Source organism: Bradyrhizobium sp. BRP23, assembly GCF_020194135.1.
Taxonomy (GTDB): domain Bacteria; phylum Pseudomonadota; class Alphaproteobacteria; order Rhizobiales; family Xanthobacteraceae; genus Bradyrhizobium; species Bradyrhizobium yuanmingense.
This window is the reverse complement of sequence record NZ_JADYVW010000021.1, coordinates 76,083-92,121: the sequence shown is the minus strand read 5'-3', so window position 1 is coordinate 92,121 and position 16,039 is coordinate 76,083. Positions and strand designations below refer to the sequence as shown.

At 58.7% G+C, this 16,039-nt stretch carries 12 protein-coding genes and 4 pseudogenes; 7 read left to right on the top strand and 9 right to left on the bottom strand.

The genetic code is table 11. The features are described from left to right. The 6 genes and pseudogenes from I6F24_RS37715 to I6F24_RS34325 form a co-directional block, all read left to right on the top strand. Positions 1-278 (top strand): annotated as a pseudogene (locus tag I6F24_RS37715) (ABC transporter ATP-binding protein); the annotation flags it as partial. Positions 279-528: 250 nt separating this feature from the next. After that, positions 529-1,092, top strand: coding sequence for an ATP-binding cassette domain-containing protein (locus tag I6F24_RS34345; protein ID WP_225130720.1), 564 nt, complete (start codon positions 529-531; stop codon positions 1,090-1,092). Positions 1,093-1,357: 265 nt separating this feature from the next. Then, complete coding sequence (locus I6F24_RS34340; protein WP_225130719.1) at positions 1,358-2,221, top strand: ABC transporter permease; 864 nt, start codon at positions 1,358-1,360, stop codon at positions 2,219-2,221. After that, the gene (locus tag I6F24_RS34335; protein WP_225130709.1) at positions 2,222-2,653 is read left to right on the top strand and encodes a hypothetical protein; all 432 of its coding nucleotides are present in this window, start codon (positions 2,222-2,224) and stop codon (positions 2,651-2,653) included. Next, positions 2,614-3,123 (top strand): ABC transporter permease, encoded by a 510-nt coding sequence (locus I6F24_RS34330; RefSeq protein WP_249786621.1) that lies wholly within the window; start codon positions 2,614-2,616, stop codon positions 3,121-3,123. The genes I6F24_RS34335 and I6F24_RS34330 overlap by 40 nt, the downstream gene beginning before the upstream one ends. Positions 3,124-3,132: 9 nt before the next feature. Then, positions 3,133-3,834 (top strand): annotated as a pseudogene (locus tag I6F24_RS34325) (peptidase C39 family protein). 437 nt (positions 3,835-4,271) lie between these two features. Here I6F24_RS34325 and asnB read toward each other — a convergent pair. From asnB to istA, 6 genes are all read right to left on the bottom strand, one after another. Further along, positions 4,272-6,167 (bottom strand): asparagine synthase (glutamine-hydrolyzing), encoded by a 1,896-nt coding sequence (asnB, locus tag I6F24_RS34320; RefSeq protein WP_225130707.1) that lies wholly within the window; start codon positions 6,165-6,167, stop codon positions 4,272-4,274. Positions 6,168-6,376: 209 nt separating this feature from the next. Then, positions 6,377-7,180, bottom strand: a complete 804-nt coding sequence (locus I6F24_RS34315) for a formyltransferase family protein (protein WP_225152504.1) — start codon at positions 7,178-7,180, stop codon at positions 6,377-6,379. A 29-nt stretch (positions 7,181-7,209) separates the two neighbouring features. Beyond that, positions 7,210-7,821: a CDP-alcohol phosphatidyltransferase family protein gene (locus I6F24_RS34310; protein ID WP_225130703.1), complete on the bottom strand. Its 612-nt coding sequence runs from the start codon at positions 7,819-7,821 to the stop codon at positions 7,210-7,212. Positions 7,822-8,440: 619 nt separating this feature from the next. After that, positions 8,441-9,541 (bottom strand): MFS transporter, encoded by a 1,101-nt coding sequence (locus I6F24_RS34305; protein ID WP_225130693.1) that lies wholly within the window; start codon positions 9,539-9,541, stop codon positions 8,441-8,443. A 1,255-nt stretch (positions 9,542-10,796) separates the two neighbouring features. Further along, a complete protein-coding gene (gene istB, locus I6F24_RS34300; protein WP_225130691.1) occupies positions 10,797-11,540 on the bottom strand; it encodes an IS21-like element helper ATPase IstB in 744 nt (247 codons plus the stop codon). An 11-nt stretch (positions 11,541-11,551) separates the two neighbouring features. Beyond that, positions 11,552-13,084: an IS21 family transposase gene (istA, locus tag I6F24_RS34295; protein WP_225130726.1), complete on the bottom strand. Its 1,533-nt coding sequence runs from the start codon at positions 13,082-13,084 to the stop codon at positions 11,552-11,554. A 215-nt stretch (positions 13,085-13,299) separates the two neighbouring features. Here istA and I6F24_RS34290 point away from each other — a divergent pair. After that, a pseudogene (locus I6F24_RS34290) lies at positions 13,300-13,542 on the top strand (IS3 family transposase); the annotation flags it as partial. 151 nt (positions 13,543-13,693) lie between these two features. On the opposite strand, the pseudogene I6F24_RS34285 reads toward I6F24_RS34290, so the two are convergent. The 3 genes and pseudogenes from I6F24_RS34285 to I6F24_RS34275 all read right to left on the bottom strand — a co-directional run bounded on the left by I6F24_RS34285 (position 13,694) and on the right by I6F24_RS34275 (position 15,854). After that, positions 13,694-14,751 (bottom strand): annotated as a pseudogene (locus I6F24_RS34285) (IS630 family transposase). A 19-nt stretch (positions 14,752-14,770) separates the two neighbouring features. Next, positions 14,771-15,265 carry a hypothetical protein gene (locus I6F24_RS34280; protein WP_225130689.1) on the bottom strand — a complete coding sequence of 165 codons (495 nt, stop codon included), beginning with the start codon at positions 15,263-15,265 and terminating at the stop codon, positions 14,771-14,773. A 55-nt stretch (positions 15,266-15,320) separates the two neighbouring features. Further along, complete coding sequence (locus I6F24_RS34275; RefSeq protein ID WP_225130687.1) at positions 15,321-15,854, bottom strand: hypothetical protein; 534 nt, start codon at positions 15,852-15,854, stop codon at positions 15,321-15,323. Positions 15,855-16,039: the final 185 nt, after the last annotated feature.

Here is a 16,039-nt window from a genome sequence, read left to right as displayed (position 1 = left end):
CGCCACCAGCCCGCCAACGTGATCAGAGGCGCAAAACTCTAGTTCCGGGTGGTCCAAAGTTCGGTCTCGCTGCACAAAAACCCCGAGACTCTAACTGCCGCTGGATGAAAATGCAGTGGCAGGTCACCCATGACCTGGGAGTTGCCCTGCAGTGGTCGGATCGCATCGGCGTTCTCTACACCGGCCAGTTGGTCGAAGTGGGGCGCGCCGATCTCGCCGCTCGAACTCCCCTGCACCCCTATACGCGCGCGCTATTCTCGGCTGTCCCCCCACTTTAGGGGCATCCCCGGCGTCTGCACAGCTCTTCAGCTAGCCTGCCTGAACCTACCCAGCGCCAAGCCGGGTGCAATTTTGCATCTCGGTGCTCCGGAACACTGGATATTGCCGGCACATAGCGCCCGTGTTGCAGGGCACTCCACAACAGGTGGTGGCATGCCACAACTTGGAGCCATGAAATGACCACGCCAATCGGGCCTGCTCGCGTTCGTACAGCGCCAGCATCACCCGAACCGATCCTCGAACTGCGCAATGTCGATTTTTGTTACGGGGCTCTCGCCGATCCGCTGCGGAGGTCCCTGGCGGCTCGAGGCCGCGCAAGATCAACATGAGCATCCGGCGTGGAAAGCCCATGGACTGATCGGGGAGTCCGGCAGCGGCAAAAGCACAATCGCGAAGCTTCTGCTTGGTCTGATAGCGCCACAAGCGGGTCAGATCCTTTTTGACGGCGAGCTGCTGACGCCGAATCGATTGGCTCCGTTCCGCCTCCGTGTGCAACCTGTCTTTCAGAACCCTCTCGATGGGCTGAACCCAGTCACCCCGATCGGCAAACAGATTGTCGCGCCTCTGCTTGTGAACTTCAGGATGAGGTCTTCCGCTTGTCAGGCTCGGCTGGCTGCAGCAATTTCCGCCGTCGGCTTATCGGGCGAGATCCTTGGGAAGTTACCGCATCAGATAAGCGGCGGACAGGCCCAGCGGGTCAATATAGCGCGAGCGCTTATTCTCGATCCCGAGGTTCTGATTTGTGACGAGCCTGTCTCCGCACTCCATGACTGTTCAAGCCCAGATCCTGAACCTTCTGTCGGATCTGCGTGAGAGCCGCAGCCTGTCCCTGCTATTCATCAGTCATGATATCAGATCCGTCGCCATCTCTGTTCAGAGATCACGGTCCTGAAGCGCGGAAGCATTGTTGAGAGCGGTTCACGCGATCAGGTACTGCTCGACCTAAAGACAGATTACATGAAGTCCCTGGTCAGGGCGGTGCCCAATTCCGAACTCGGGGTCGAAATGGCAACGCGCTCAACACCTTGTTCGCAGCCCACAGAGCCTCGGCACGTGCCGGCAGAGAGGTGATAATCGCATGAGGCGCAACGCCCATAAGGTATTTACGAGCAAAATTGCCCGCGCATTGGTCACGCTCGTTCTGATGGTGACGAGCGTATTCATTCTTATGCGCTGTGCTGGCGATCCGGTGACCGTCTTACTTGGGCCCGACGCGACCCCGGACATGCCCGCCGCATACTCAGGCGAATTGGGGCTCGATCGCCCCATCCTAGCGCAATACCTGGCCTATCTCCATAACGTCGTCCGAGGAAGCTTAGGCGTCTCATACGTCTATCGACAGGATGCACTCGGTGTCGTCCTCAGCCACCTTGCATTGACGCTGATACTCACCTGCTGTGCTCTTACCCTGGCGGCGGTCATGGGCATTGCGGGAGGAATAGCTGCCGCAGTGTTTCCGTCGAGCATCGTAGGCCGTGTGTGCACTTCACCTCAATTGGTTGCCGACCGGCGGCGCGGAGAGCTGGCGCAGCTTGGCTTTGCCGGCAGTAACCATGGCGGCCGCAAGCTCCGCCGTCCTTGTACGGTACACCCGCGTGGCGTTCGCGAATCGCTGGACAGTCGCTATGTGTTGGCGGCGTTTGCGCGCGGCATTCCGTTCTCGCGAATATTGATCCACCACGTACTCCCCAATGCGGCGGCTCCGATCCTGACCATACTTGGCCTGCTTATCGGCGGAGCGGTAATTGGTTCGATACTAGTCGAGACGGTCTTTTCATGGCCGGGTATTGGAAATCTCTTCGTCACATCCGTCGGAAGCAGAGATGTTCCAGTGGTGCAGGCAATTGTTCTGCTTGCTGGCACCGCGATGATCATGACCAACCTGGCCGTCGATCTCGGTTACACCTGGCTCGATCCGCGGTCCAAATCCTCGGAGACATAGATGAGCACCGCCTGGCCGCATGAATGGACCTGCAACATCTTTCGTTCTCCGAAAGCCCCACGCGACCCGCGTAAGCCAGCCAAGGTAGGACTGTATGGTGCCTCAATGTGGATCGTCGCATGTCTATTGATTGCCGTACTGGCCCAGGTGATCTCCCCCTATCATCCAGCACAAATCTCCTTGGATGCACGGCTTACGCCACCAATATTCTTCGGCGGCACGCTGGAACATTTGTTGGGCACTGACGAGCTCGGCCGGGACGTGCTGGCACGCTTGATATATTCGATCCAGATCAGCATGCTCGTTGCGGTGGGCGGGACCTTCATTAGTACCCTGCTGGGCGTTTCGTTGGGCTTCCTCGCTGCCGAGCCTGGCGGATTGATCGACGACTCATGGCACTCGTCGATATGCAGGCTGCCATGCCGTTCATGATGACCGCACTGCTTGTCATCACGATATTTGGCAATTTGCTGGCACTTTTTGTCTGTCTTGTGGGCTTGCACGGTTGGGAGCGCCACGCCCGCATCGCGAGAGGGCTGGCTTTGACGGCCCGCAACCGGCTCCATGTAACGGCGGCACGAACTTACAACGCTTCGCGGGTCCATATCTACGCAAGGCATATTCTCCCAGCCTGTGCACCTACCGTCGTGGTCGGCATGACCCTTGGGCTCACCGAGACGGTTCTACTGGAAAGCACCCTGAGCTTTCTAGGACTGGGGATACAACCGCCGATGTCGAGCTTAGGCAATATGGTGGGATTCGGCAGAGACTATTTGAAGACCGCATGGTGGATCGCCCTCGCACCGGGCCTAGTCATCGCAGCGACGGCGATCGCACTGATGACGATCAGCGAGTCTCTGCGCCAGACGGGACCTCGCCCAGCTTCTTTCAAGTCCATCTGAGGTGACCTCATGTCGCGTCCCGACCTCGAAAGCTCAACAAATCAAATGGTCAGGAATGTTCCTCTGTATCGGCAAAAGAGGAAGTCCACCTGTGGACCATCTTCCCTGGTGATGGTCATGTCCGCGCTGGACGAGCGATATCAGCCGAGTGAAACAGCTGAGCTCGAGATCTGGCGAGAGGCAACGACCATTCACGGCGGCTGCGGCCCGGTCGGCTTGGCCTTGGCTCTCAAACGCCGCGGCTTCGCAGCGCTTGTTGTTGTGAGCCATGATGGACTGTTTCTTCAGTCTCGCACTTCACAAGGCGGCGAGATGGAGGTGATGCACATTCTCCAGGAGCGAGATCTCGCCGAAGCGTACCAGCGCGGCATCCCCGTCCATGTTGGAACTTACAGCCTCGATGACCTCTCGAATTAGATGGCGGCAGGGTGGTATCCTATTGTGATGATCAGCATTGAGTTCGAAGGTAAAACCATCACTCATTGGGTGGTGGTGACCGGGACCGACGTCGATAACGTGTTCTTCAATGATCCTCTCAAAGAGCCCGCTGATGGAGGTGTTGCCACGCGCGTCGACCACTCAAGCTTTGCCAGCATGACGGAGTTCGGCCCCAACCGGGAAAAGGCGGTGATCCTTGCGGGTCTTCCAAAGATGGCGAATGTTGAGCTTCCGCTTCCCAAGATTTATGCTACCCAACAGCCGACACGTTGACCGTTTGTGGCTCCGAACGCTGATGCATTCGGTTGGTGCGAAAAGCCCACATGTAGCTAAGTCAGATCGGTCTCGAATGGTGCTCTCGAGCGGCCTACGATCGGGCGGGCCGGTATGCACCGACATCAAAAGCAGCATAAACCAACCTTCATGAGGCCTGGCCCTGCACTCTTGCACGCGTCCGAGAAGCGAACCTTTTTGGTGGGCGCCAACCGTCAGGCAGCTATAAAGGCGAGCGTCCTTTTCCAATGCATTCGCGTAAGTCAGCGTAGATTCAGATTCCCTCAAAACGCATCGTTCGCACTGGATGGCGCATTCGCGTATCAGCCTCGCGTAATATTATCGGGCTCCGCGTCCATCGGCTCGAGGTCTTCTCGCAAGCGACGCCGAATTCCGGTTCGCCTTCGGCCGACGGCAATTCCAAACCTACAAAACCTCTATGAAGATAGTTGACGAAGGAAGACTTCTAGATTGCAGATCAACCAGAGCTGTTTTCCGAATGCATCGTTCGCCGCTTGAGAGCGGCGTGCGTACCATCGCCGGAGAGCACCAACGTCGAGATAGTCGGCGATCGCAGGAGATTCTTTGAAGATCAAGTCACGAAAGGGCGCCGAGCTCGGGTCCGTCGCCCACTTACCAAGAGGTAACGGAAACCCAAGCTTCTTCCTGGTGATCACACTTGCGGGCAGACGATCTCTGTAAAGACTGCGCAGAGCGGCCTTGGAGACGTCGAGCGTTTCGCTAAATTTCTCAATCGGCGTGAAGGCCGCATGAAATGGGGCGAAGGCATGTTTCCAACGCAGATGTTCTGAGAATGACATGCGCAGAGCCGATGCAACGATCCGATGGTCTGTGAAGGGCACTCGAGCCTCCACCCCGGCCGCCATCGTGGTGTTGTCGACCATTTCAAGCAGCGCTGGCAGATGATGCCCTACGAAGAAATGCCTTATGCGCTCGGCCGGGGTAACCCCGCCTGAATGGTAGGCATTGTTCATCCAGTCGATCAGCTCCGCATCGTGAACAATGTCCTTTCTCCATGCCGATGTCGCCAGCCCCAGCTTCTCGGCTTGGGGAAAGTACGTGTACCGGGCGAGAAAGAACTCGAATTCGCTTGCTTTGAACTTGGGAAGGCCGAGATGACGCCGCGCCGGGCGGCCAATGACATCTGGCAAAGCAGCCAGCAATGCCTGTCGACAAAGGTCAAAGGGCAATCTGAAGATCCGGCTATATCCAAGGAATATCTCGTCGGCACCTTCGCCGGTAAGGAGAACCTTGTGAGAGTGGCTGACTGCTCGAGCAAGCAAATACATCGCCGCTTCGTTGTGCATGCCGACTGGATGACCACGTAATGCGGTAAGGCGTTTAACGACATCCAGGCTCGTTGCCCCGGGCAGCCGGACCAAGACATGGGCTAGCTTGAGAGATTTCGCGACCTCAACCGCATAAGGGCTTTCATCGTAAAGTCCGCCGCATACGATGCCGGTGAAGCATGTCGGCTTTTGCGAAGACTGCCTTGAAAGCTCGAAAGCCAAGACACTGGAATCCAGTCCTCCGGAAAGCAGCGCAGCCAGTGGCGTGTCGGCCCCCAAATGTTCCTCCACGGCGCTGCCGATCAACGTTTCAAGAGAACTGCAATCACCACCACCACCGTCGAGGCAGGCAGAATCCCACCAGCGCCTATGCTCGTGCGATTGCGCCGTGATCTTCAGCCAAGTGCCGGGTTGCAGCTTCCGAATATCTGCAAATAACGTCCTCTCGCCGAAGACGGCACGGTAGGAGAGAAAGGTTGATAATCCAACCGAATCGAGCTTCGAGCTGACCCCTGGCCACTGCAGGATGGCTGACGGCTGTGAGGCAAAGACAAAGCCATTATCCGCGCAAGCGTAATATAGCGGCTTAATTCCAAGCCGATCTCTGACAAGGAACGCTGTCCCCGTCTTTTGATCGTAGATTGCGAAAGCAAACATTCCCCGCAGACGTTCGACGCTATTAATCCCCCAACAAGAAAATGCTTTGCAAAGTACTTCGGTATCTGACTCTGTGCGAAATCGGTATCCATGTCGGAGCAAGTCCCGCCTTAAGTCGCGAAAATTGTAGATCTCGCCGTTGTACGTGACTGCTAGGCCGAGCTCCTCATCGAGAAACGGTTGATTTGACCTCGGATCCGGATCAATGATCGCGAGCCTTCGATGCGCAAAGGCAAAGGAAGAGGTCACGCAACTGCCACTCGCGTCGGGCCCCCGATGGGCCAGCGTCTGAGCGCAACGCGCGAGGTTCCGCTCGGTCACTGACTTATCAGTAATCCGTCCGATAAATCCGCAAATCCCACACACAGCTAGCCTCCTTCGCGCGCTAAGCTGGCTCTGCGGAAGGCGTCGGCTCGCCGGCACCCCTCGGTAGGCTGGATACTACAAAAACAACGTCCAGAGCCAGAGCACATTCAGTCGATGAGCGGCAATTCGCAGGCACACTTCGGCTGTCACGGACGCCCTCGAGAAGCGCGGTCTCATATTTCGAGCTCGCTGCCGCGCTGCCCGCCAAGTCACGCCTTACCGCCGGCGCTAGAATCCAGAAGGAGCGTCCGAACCTCATTAGTCATGATTCGTTCGACGAGCCACTTGGGAGGCTCAATGCGTGGTGGAAGATATAGAGCGCGATAGAGCCGATCGAGTTCTTCGGCGCTGCGTGGAACGTCTGACGAATCCAAAAGTGCGGTCATCTTGCGCATGGGATAGAAGCAAGCCCTGCGCTTTTCTTGACCGATCAACTCGTCTGGTGAGCGACAGGTCGTCGATCCGTCCAACAAACGCAGCCACACTTGGCAGAAGAGAGCGTATCCATAAAGTTGCGCTCTGGTGTCTAAAGAGAGGGCGGTCTCGAAAGGCAGCACAGGGAACTGCAATTCGCCGATAATATCGCCCCTATCGACCCGCTCTGGGAGATAGTGGACAGTTACCCCAAAGCTCTTCTCGCCATTGAGTATGGCATGCGTCCGCGCAAAACTGCCGCGATATCCAGGGAGTGGGCCCGGATGAAGATTGACACCCCCTCCGTCGAACCGTGCGAGGATATGGGGCGGGAAAATCTTGTTCCACATGACGCTTACGAGAAACGTTCCGAGATGAGGAACATCATCTATCGACTCGAAGAAGGGTATTCCGAAGCGGTCTGCGACTTCCCAAAGCTCCTCACTGGTTTCGTGCCGCCACCAAGTTTTCTCGTACCGGGAAGCGCCGAGAATGCCGGCGATGTGGTCTTTGCCGCAGGTCTCGATGACGAACAGAAGACAGCGGGTCGCAAGTCCCCTGGTGCCGGCAAATACCACGCGGTTGATTGAGCTGGACATTTCTATTCCTTGAGACATTGCAAGCCCGCTTATTGAAACGCTCTACTCGTCATCAATAATCCGGCGGACGCAGTGGCCGCCACGCCGATGGTTATCACATGCACAAGACTGCCAGAGGCTTTGATCTTGAAAGGGGCGATGTGGAGCAAAGATAGCGGTACAAAGAATGCTGGAAGAACCACACCCAACTCAAGCGGCGCGATAGTGTGGTCAACCAGCAAGATCGCGGCCAGCATCGGCAGAGCGTAAGAGAGAGGTAGACCGGTCGAACGACCACGCTCGTCCAATCCGAAATAGTCAAAATATGCCAGACGAAGAGCTCCGATGAGCATCACGAACGCTGTGAACACCGCAGATGCTGGAAACTCGATAAAAGATGCGATGACAATCGCCGGGATGACTGATCCAAACGAGAGGTCAGAGAAAGCATCGAGAGCTTTACCAATGGCCTTGGTAGCCATTGTTCGACCTTTGGTGCGCCGGGCAATTTCGCCGTCGACATCATCAGCGATGATCGCCCAGAGACCGAACGCGACTCCCGCCTCATAGTGTCCTTTCACCACGAGCCCCATCGCTGCACCACAGCACAGGAGCCCCACGGCAGTAACGGCATTTGCGCGGTCAGATAAATATGCGATCATCGAACCTCGATGTTGCTCTCTCTGCCGAGAGCGATCGAAACCTGAGCCCATGCGGCTGGTTGGCGGCCGCAACTTAAATTGGGCGGGGCCCGAAATGTCCGCAAACTACCGGTTCTAGTAGGTCAGCTTAGTGGTTCCGCGAGCGAAGACGGCAGCCTTCATGCAAATGTGGGGCCGAGGCGGACTCGAGCTGTGGTCGGCTACCTTGACGTTCTCTCCCATAGCCGCTGCTGTTCAATCGCCTCGAAAGGACCGCCAGCGGGCGCTTGTTGGCATGCCCAAGGCAGGACGCAAAATGGGGCTGCGGCAAATGGCGGTCGCGATCGCGATGACCAAGTCTAGCGTCCAGATAATCCCAACGTGCAACTCCTCAGCGGGGCGACATCTGCATTTTGAGCTCTGGCCCGGCGAAGCCGAGATACGTCTCCCATTTGGCACTGCAGTTGGACCGCTCAGTTGATCCCCCTCGCGCACACCACGGCTTCCAGAATGCGCGCGAACGTCGAGCTCGGCGTGATGGCCTAGACTCAGACACTTGCGATCGTTGATCTAAGGTGGCGAACACTTATTGACGATCCGGTTCACGTCGGGCTCGCAGTCAGGCCGATCAACCCACTTTTCATTGGCCTGGTTCCCGCTTTGATCGGATACCCACGAATGCGAATGAAAGCGTGCTTGCTACTGCGCAGACGGCTAGTGAAGCCAAGGCAAGCCCAAGCCCATAGTTGTTTTGGACGAAGCTGAAGAAGAACGGCGCAAACGAGGCCGTCGACAATCGGAAAGTCGTGATCAACCCGACTCGTGTTCCATACCCGCCCGGCCCGAAGACTGACAGCGGCAAGCTTCCTCGACAGATGCTGTTTAGACCAGAGCTAAACCCAACCAGGGCAACGAAGATTGCAATTCCAACGAGAGAGTGAGCCGCCAGCACAATGACGATTGTAGCCGCCGAAAGCATAACACATGAGAAGGGTGAGTTGAATGGGGGAATCCTCACGCTAAACCATCCTGCAAACAACCGTACTGCGAGCTGTGACGGGCCGAAGAGTGCGGAAATTAACGCTGTCTCCTGCGGGTCTAAGCCGATCGACGAAAGGATGGGAATCATCCGGCTAAGCAATGCTGAAAAAGCAAATGTCGTCAGCGAGAATCCTACCGTTATGAGGACGAGGCCAATCGGCTTGGAAGAGGACTGGTCTCGCGAGCCACAGACGGTATTCAGATCTCCAAGCCTTGCGGACGACTTTCCAAGAGCCAATTGGATTAAAGGTAGCGCGAGGAGAACATTGTAGCCTCCATAGATCCAACAGACTTGCCTCCAGCATATCGATGCGAGCAGCAACGAGGTCAACGGCCAAAACAGCGTCGACGAGAAACCGACGATCAATGTCAAGGCAGCCATTTGCCGTTTCGCATGGATCGCATCTCGCTGCGCCAAAAATACGAAAGCCGCCTCATAAAAGAGAAATGCCGACGCAAGTTGCATACCGAACAGGGCGATTGCAAAGACGACCGCATTCCAAGAAGTTGCTGCAATTCCCAGGCTAACAGCTCTAACGAATGAGGCGACCTTCATTGTCTTGCCTGCGCCGTATCGGTCCATGAGGCGACCGGCAACCAGGGACATCAGCGCACTAGCAAGCAAGGCAAAGGAGAAACAACCAATTAACCAGTCCTCTGTGACTACGAGGTCATGGGAAGCCTCCTTTGCAATGGCCACCACACAATAATAAAGTGTGCCGTAGCTGATAATTCCTGCACCGCCCAGTGCTACAACAATCAGCCAGTCATCCTCCCGGATGGGGCGCGATCTTCTCGGTTCGGTGTCGCATCGCCGAGTGCCTCAACTACTACGGATTAGGTGCAATAGGTTCTGTTCGCCTCCGATTTCGCCCGAACAGATTAATTCCAGCGATGGTGAATGACACGAGCTACGGGGCAAGACGGACTTTGGCAGCCGTTTGATCGCACCAATTGTATTGACTCGGCCATGCGACTGCGCGGTGGGTCTCGATGTACCGTGGTCTGTAGGAGGTACGCACGCCGGTGCAATTAATGATCGGTTCGACGCCAAGATCGCGCAGCACTTGACCCGCGGCAGGGCTAGCATACGACACTCCGTTGCGATGAATATCCGGATTCATAAGGCATCTCCTGCAACTCTTCGAACAGACAGAGCCGACTGCGGTGCTGACGCTCAAGTAAATAGGAGAGGCCCCGAACGCGCACAAACTTTTAGGCCAGCTCGCGCCGCCACAAGAGAGCGACTGGAATCAATTTTCGACATCTTCTCTTGAGCTCGACAATTGCTCGCGCTCACCGTCGGCAGGTCGTGAACGCGGCGATTCCCACCATTCGATCGCGTGCGATTTGAGCGAGGTTGGCACCCTCCTCCCCGCAGCCGATGACGTTAACCCGGGGCACGATGCCAACCGGCAGCTTCTGCCGCGCCAAGGAAAGCATCAAAACTCGTGCCAGTTCGCTGATTGCGCAGGCCAACCCTTTCGATCACTTCTTAGTGGGTTCGACTCCGCGAACCAGGCTGAAACACTGTCGCGAACCCAACAAACCCGACGAGTCGTCGTATCGTTTCTCTTATCATTGGCGAGGCGTTGCTAACGAAATCGCCGCCAGAAGAGGAGCGCACACTGTCCGTAAATTTGCCGCTTCCGCGACAGCCTGAGACTCCAGATGAGGCGAGGTCCGTCTCCCCTTTGCGGATTCCGACGAAGTCGCCCAGGCGTACCGATGTGAAGTCGCCCGTGGATTCCGAGGCGATGTCGCCCACCTTTCCGATTTGATCTCGCCCAGTGGCGGGGCATTCTGGCCGCTTGGTTTTCTGGCATCGGTCAAGCCGCGTGGTCAATCTGGAATCGCAACTTGAACCTGTTTTCTTCGGTCTGCTTTTGCTGTGGGCATGTGGGCAACGCGATTGCGTTGTCCAAGCGCAGCGGCATGTCCACAGCGCCACGGGCTCAGGTCTTTCGGGCGGATTGCCGAGTTCGGCGCAGGCTCTCACCGGTGAGGTCGAGCCGATGGGCGTTGTGGACGAGGCGATCGAGCACGGCGTCGGCATAGGTGGGATCTCCAATGAGCAGATGCCACTGGTCCACAGGAAGCTGGCTGGTGACGATGGTGGAGCGATGACCGTAGCGATCTTCGAGGATTTCCAGGAGGTCGTGACGGGCGCTGGCATCGAGCGGCTCGAGCCCCCAATCATCGAGGATCAGCAGATCGACACGGCCAAGGCCGCGCAACAGGCGGGGATGTCGACCGTCGCCGCGGGCGAGCGCCAGATCGTCGAACAGGCGCGGGACGCGCTGATAGAGCACGGAGCGATTGTCGCGGCAGGCCTTGTGGCCGAGCGCCGAGGCGAGCCAGCTCTTGCCGACGCCGGCCGGGCCGCAGATCAGCAGGTTGGCATGGTCGTCGATCCAGCGGCCCTCGACGAGCTTGGCGAACAGCGGGCGATCGAGGCCGCGCGGGGTGCGGTAGTCGATGTCCTCGACGCACGCTTGCTGGCGCAGCTTCGCGTAGCGCAGGCGGGTGGCGAGCCGTTTGTCGTGCCGCAGCGAGGCTTCACGTTCGAGCAGCAGAGCAAGCCATTCGGCGTGACCGAGGCTTGCGGCCTCACCGGTGGCTTCGATGTCGGCGAAGGCCTTGGCCATGCCGTGGAGGCCGAGGGCGTTGAGGCGGTCGAGGGTCGGATGGGTGAGCAAGGGATGATCTCCTAATTGTAGTAGCGCGGTCCGCGGATGTTGGCATGCAGGATCGGCGCATCGTCCGCGGAGCGCTGGTGAGCAGGACGCCGATCGAGATTGTTGGCGAGGATCGACTTGACCGAGCCATAGGTGCGCGCGCCGATGTCGATCGCCCGCGCAGCCGCGGCGTCCAGCCGGTCGCGCCCATAGGAGGCGGCGAGCCTGAGGATGCCGAGGCAGGTGCGGAAGCCTTGCTCGGGGTGCGAGCGCTCGTCGAGAATGAGGTCGCACAACGCGCTGGTCGCCGGCCCGATCGCGGCGGCGTCCTGGCGGATACGCGCGATGGTCCAGCCGGCGTAGCGCCGATGGCTGGAGGCCATGTGCTCCGGCACGGTGGTGTGTTTGTGATTACCGCTCATGCGCTGATGCGCGGCGATCCGCTCGCCCTTGTGGAAGATCTCGACGGTGCGGGCCGTGAACCGCACCTCGACCTCGGCGCGGGCGAAACGATGCGGAACGCTGTAGTAATGCTTCTCCACCTCGACGTGGTAATCGAGACTGACGCGGCGGATCCGCCACTCGGCGAGGACGTAGGGGGACACCGGCAATGGCTTGAGCGCCGGCCGGTCGACCTCCTCGAGCAACCGGCGGCGTGTCACGCCGAGCCGTCGGATCGGCCGTTCCTCATTCAGCCTCGTGAGCAGTTCGCCGATCGCCGCATTGACCTCGGCCAGGCTGTAGAAGGTGCGATGACGCAGGCGACCGAGCAGCCAGCGCTCGACGATGAGGACGGCCTGCTCGACCTTGGCTTTGTCGCGCGGCTTGCGCGGCCGCGCCGGCAAGATGGCGGTGCCGTAATGCGCCGCCATCTCCGCATAGGTACGGTTGATCTGCGGGTCGTACAGGCTCGCCTTGATGACCGCGACCTTGGTGTTGTCGGGCACCAGCAGCGCCGGTATGCCGCCGATCGCCGCGAAGGCGCCAACATGGGCGCTGATCCAGTCGGCGAGCCCCTGCGTCCAGGTCGCCTGCGCGTAGGTGAAGCTCGATGCGTCGAGCACGGCGACGAAGATCTGCGCCGTTCTGCGCTCACCGGTCAGGCGGTCGACCACCACCGGCACGCCATCGCCGGCATAGTCGACGAACAGCTTGTCGCCAGCCACATGGGCCTGGCGCATCGTCACCGACAGACGGCCCTCCCAGGCGCGGTAGAGCTCACAGAAGCGCGAGTACCGGTATCCGCCGGGCTCGGTGGCGATATATTCCTCCCACAGGATCGACAGCGTCACGTGCTTGCGTTTGAGCTCGCGGTGCACGGTCGCCCAGTCGGGCTCGGCGATGCGGCGGTGACCCTGACGGTTGCCATTGCCGGTCTTGGCGAACAGGCGAAGTTCCAGAACCGTGTCGGTGACGTCGTCTGGCAACGGCCAGCTCAAGCCCGCGGCCTCGAACCGCCGGAGCGCCAGCCGCACCGTCGAGGGTGCCGCGCCCACCCGTCGCGCAATCTCGCGGCTCGGCAGCCCGGCCGCCTTCATTCTGATCACATCGCGCACACGGCGCATCGCAAGCCTCTCCGTCGGCATCCAGGTCCCCTTCGCAAAGCCGAAAGGGGTGACCCTATGGGAGCCAGAACAGGCCTCGTCACCCGGGCGACATCATCCCGGAATGGTGGGCGAAATCATCTCGGAACGGGCGGGCGACTTCAAATCGGAATGGTGGGCGAGATCATCTCGGAATCATGGGCGACATCGAGCGGAATCCGCACCCCTTGCCGGCCGTCTCGGATCAGCTTACAGACGGACGCCGATTCCATAACCAGACCGTTGTTGACGACTGCACCCGTGAATGCCTGCCGGTAATGGCCGCTGACACTCGCTCTCAGCGAGTGGGCGCGAGGGCGGCAGACCAAGGACAGTCAGCGAAAATGGCACCGAAATACAGCCATGCCATTCTGACATCGGCGGATCGGAGTGGTGTCTCCTGGCATCACATCGCGCCCGGCGCAAAGCCCTCGCAAAACCTTTGATCGAGACCTGTTCTCCTCACTGCGGCAGGCCCAGGTCGGACGCGGACGCTGGCCCGCCTGACTAGGGACTCCAGCAGCCAGAGCGAACTGAAGATTGGACCCTGCGCGCAGGGATTCGCATCGCATGGGCGCCTAGTACCCGGAATCAGAGCGGAGTGATACGGCGGCCTTTGAAACGGCGCTGACGGACCTTTTTCCTGGTCCAGACGAAGGGCTCGGCTCTGTCGTTGTATGCGTTGACGTAGGCATCGATGTGATCCTGCAGCTGCTTGAGGCTTGTGAAGGAGGTGCCGCTGAGCGACTGCCCCTGCAAGATCGAAAACCACACCTCGACCTGATTGAGCCAGGACGCACTTGTCGGCGTGAAATGAAATTGCACGTTGGGGTGGGCCTTGAGCCAATGCTCGTTCTTCTTGTGGGTGTTGAGGTTGTCGAGGATGACGTGAAGCTTCCGGTCCGGAAAAGCCGCGGTGATGCTTTTCATGAAATCAAGAAACTCGACGCGGCGACGCCGTTTAGAGTGCGTTGCGATGATCTCTCCGGTGGCGACTTCGAGCGCTGCAAACAGCGTTGTCGTGCCATGCCGCTTTTAATCGTGGCTCTGGCCGGTCAAGGCGCGGCCATTGGGCAACTTCAGATAACCCTGCGCTCGCTCCAGAGCCTGGATCGAGGGCTTCTCGTCCACGCACAGCACAATGGCCTTCGCGGGCGGGGCGACATAGAGGCCGACGACATCCGCGGCTTTGGCCGTAAAGTTCGGGTCGTTGCTCTTACACCAGGACTTGCGAGCCGCGAGGTCAATCTTGTGGCTGCGCAGGAACCGCCAGACATATTGGACGTCAACATCGCCCAGCGCCCCGGCCAGTAGGGGCCCGGTCCAGCGTGCGAACCCTTTCGGCGGCAGCTTGTCCAGCAGCTTCAGAATCCGCTTGTCAGTGGCCTTCGTATAAATCGGCTGCTTGCCCGGTCGCGCCTTGTCTTGCAGCCCTTCAAGGCCTTGGTCGGCATAGCGATGCCGCCAAAGGCTGACAATCCGCGGCTGGACCCCAAGGCGATCGACCGGGTGCTGCGCCCATCCGCCGCCAACAGAACTATCCGCGCCCGCTTCAAATCGCGCTGCAACGTCATCGGTGAGCGACAGCTCGCCTCAAGCACCTTGCGATCTTTCCTCGAAAGGTGGACTTCTCTTGCTTCGGGTATCATCCATATCTTGAATCACGACTCACGATCCAAGAAAAGTGGGTACTAGTGCGCAAAGAACGAGCCGCCTTTTACTTATATCAAACACCGCAGCATCGCTGGCCAACGACGCGTCGTTAAGCCGAGCAGCGATGCACGGTTTGTTGTTTGCAAAGAGCCACTGGCTGTATCTGCGAAGAGGACGAACATAATTCACCATAGCGGTGATCTCCTTGTACTCTGCCCCAACAAGCGCGTCTTGAAGTGTAGAAATCATCTGTGCGTCTTCGGAATATAAAGGCGGAGCATTGCGTTTTCTCGCTCCATCGCGGAGATGTTCAAGTGCCGCGCCGATACTTCTATGACCACCGGCGTCCTTGAAGCGATTGATCTCTTCATTCAGCGCTTCTTCCATATTCCATGTCTCGTCGTGAATCCGCGCCGCAATGCCCGGCTGGTTGTTTGTACGAAGGTAGTGGCTGAAATCCGCGAGAAGAGTGGCATAGGTGCTGGCGGTACCTAAAGTTCCGGCCGTCACTGCTTGTTGTTTGTACTCTTTGATGAGACTCGCGTCCTCTGGATAGGGAGTCAGGTCAGGGCGGCCAGCGATCGGCGCGATACCTCATCGACTGAGAGGTCCGCAGATGAGCTAATGCCCAACGGACGTTCGTCGTTCCACCTTTTGCTATGAACTCATCGACGTCTTCATCCATTGAATCGCTATGAAGCCGATCAGCAATGCTGGGCTTTCTGTTTGCAAAGAGCCAGCGGGCGAAGCTGCGCAGATGACCGACGTTGCTCGTGGCGGTGCTCTCGGCGGCTCCTCCTTCGATGAGCGCCTGCTTAAGCCGGGGAATAAGGAGTGCATCTTCGGCATAAAGGGGCTTCTCGCTGCGACCTACCAATACCCCAATTGGCTGGCTCTTCTGCTGCGCTGAGTTGCCCGGCATCGCCTCATCCTCTCCGGTTAATTCCAGAGGTGATGCCGGGAGGGGTTCGTTCATGATCACCTGAAACCGATGCTGATCTTCCACAGGCAGGACCTCTGGCCAGTCATGCGAAGCGCTATGCCGTACGGCGCGATCCAAGACACGGCTCGGCTCCATGAGTGCCGAAGCGTTCAGCATTGTTCCTTCACCGTCCGGAGCCGGCAGATACGGGTGCGCGCTCGCCCGCATGACGGACCGCGCCTCAGATTGCCATGCATCCGCTTGGGCACGGACCTGCATGAGCACGGAAGTGGATGGGCGAGCGACGTCGCTCAGCTGCCTCTGAAAGGCCGGCGCCTCTGCCGACGAGCCGGCCGCAGAGG

Excerpts from the sequence above, each read along its gene's own strand:
- I6F24_RS34275 (WP_225130687.1), bottom strand. The coding sequence starts at position 15,854 with ATGCTGAACGCTTCGGCACTCATGGAGCCGAGCCGTGTCTTGGATCGC.
- istA (WP_225130726.1), bottom strand. The coding sequence starts at position 13,084 with ATGCGCCGTGTGCGCGATGTGATCAGAATGAAGGCGGCCGGGCTGCCG.
- I6F24_RS34310 (WP_225130703.1), bottom strand. The coding sequence starts at position 7,821 with ATGATCGCATATTTATCTGACCGCGCAAATGCCGTTACTGCCGTGGGG.
- I6F24_RS34345 (WP_225130720.1), top strand. The coding sequence starts at position 529 with ATGTCGATTTTTGTTACGGGGCTCTCGCCGATCCGCTGCGGAGGTCCC.
- I6F24_RS34340 (WP_225130719.1), top strand. The coding sequence starts at position 1,358 with ATGAGGCGCAACGCCCATAAGGTATTTACGAGCAAAATTGCCCGCGCA.
- I6F24_RS34330 (WP_249786621.1), top strand. The coding sequence starts at position 2,614 with ATGGCACTCGTCGATATGCAGGCTGCCATGCCGTTCATGATGACCGCA.
- I6F24_RS34315 (WP_225152504.1), bottom strand. The coding sequence starts at position 7,180 with ATGTCCAGCTCAATCAACCGCGTGGTATTTGCCGGCACCAGGGGACTT.
- I6F24_RS34335 (WP_225130709.1), top strand. The coding sequence starts at position 2,222 with ATGAGCACCGCCTGGCCGCATGAATGGACCTGCAACATCTTTCGTTCT.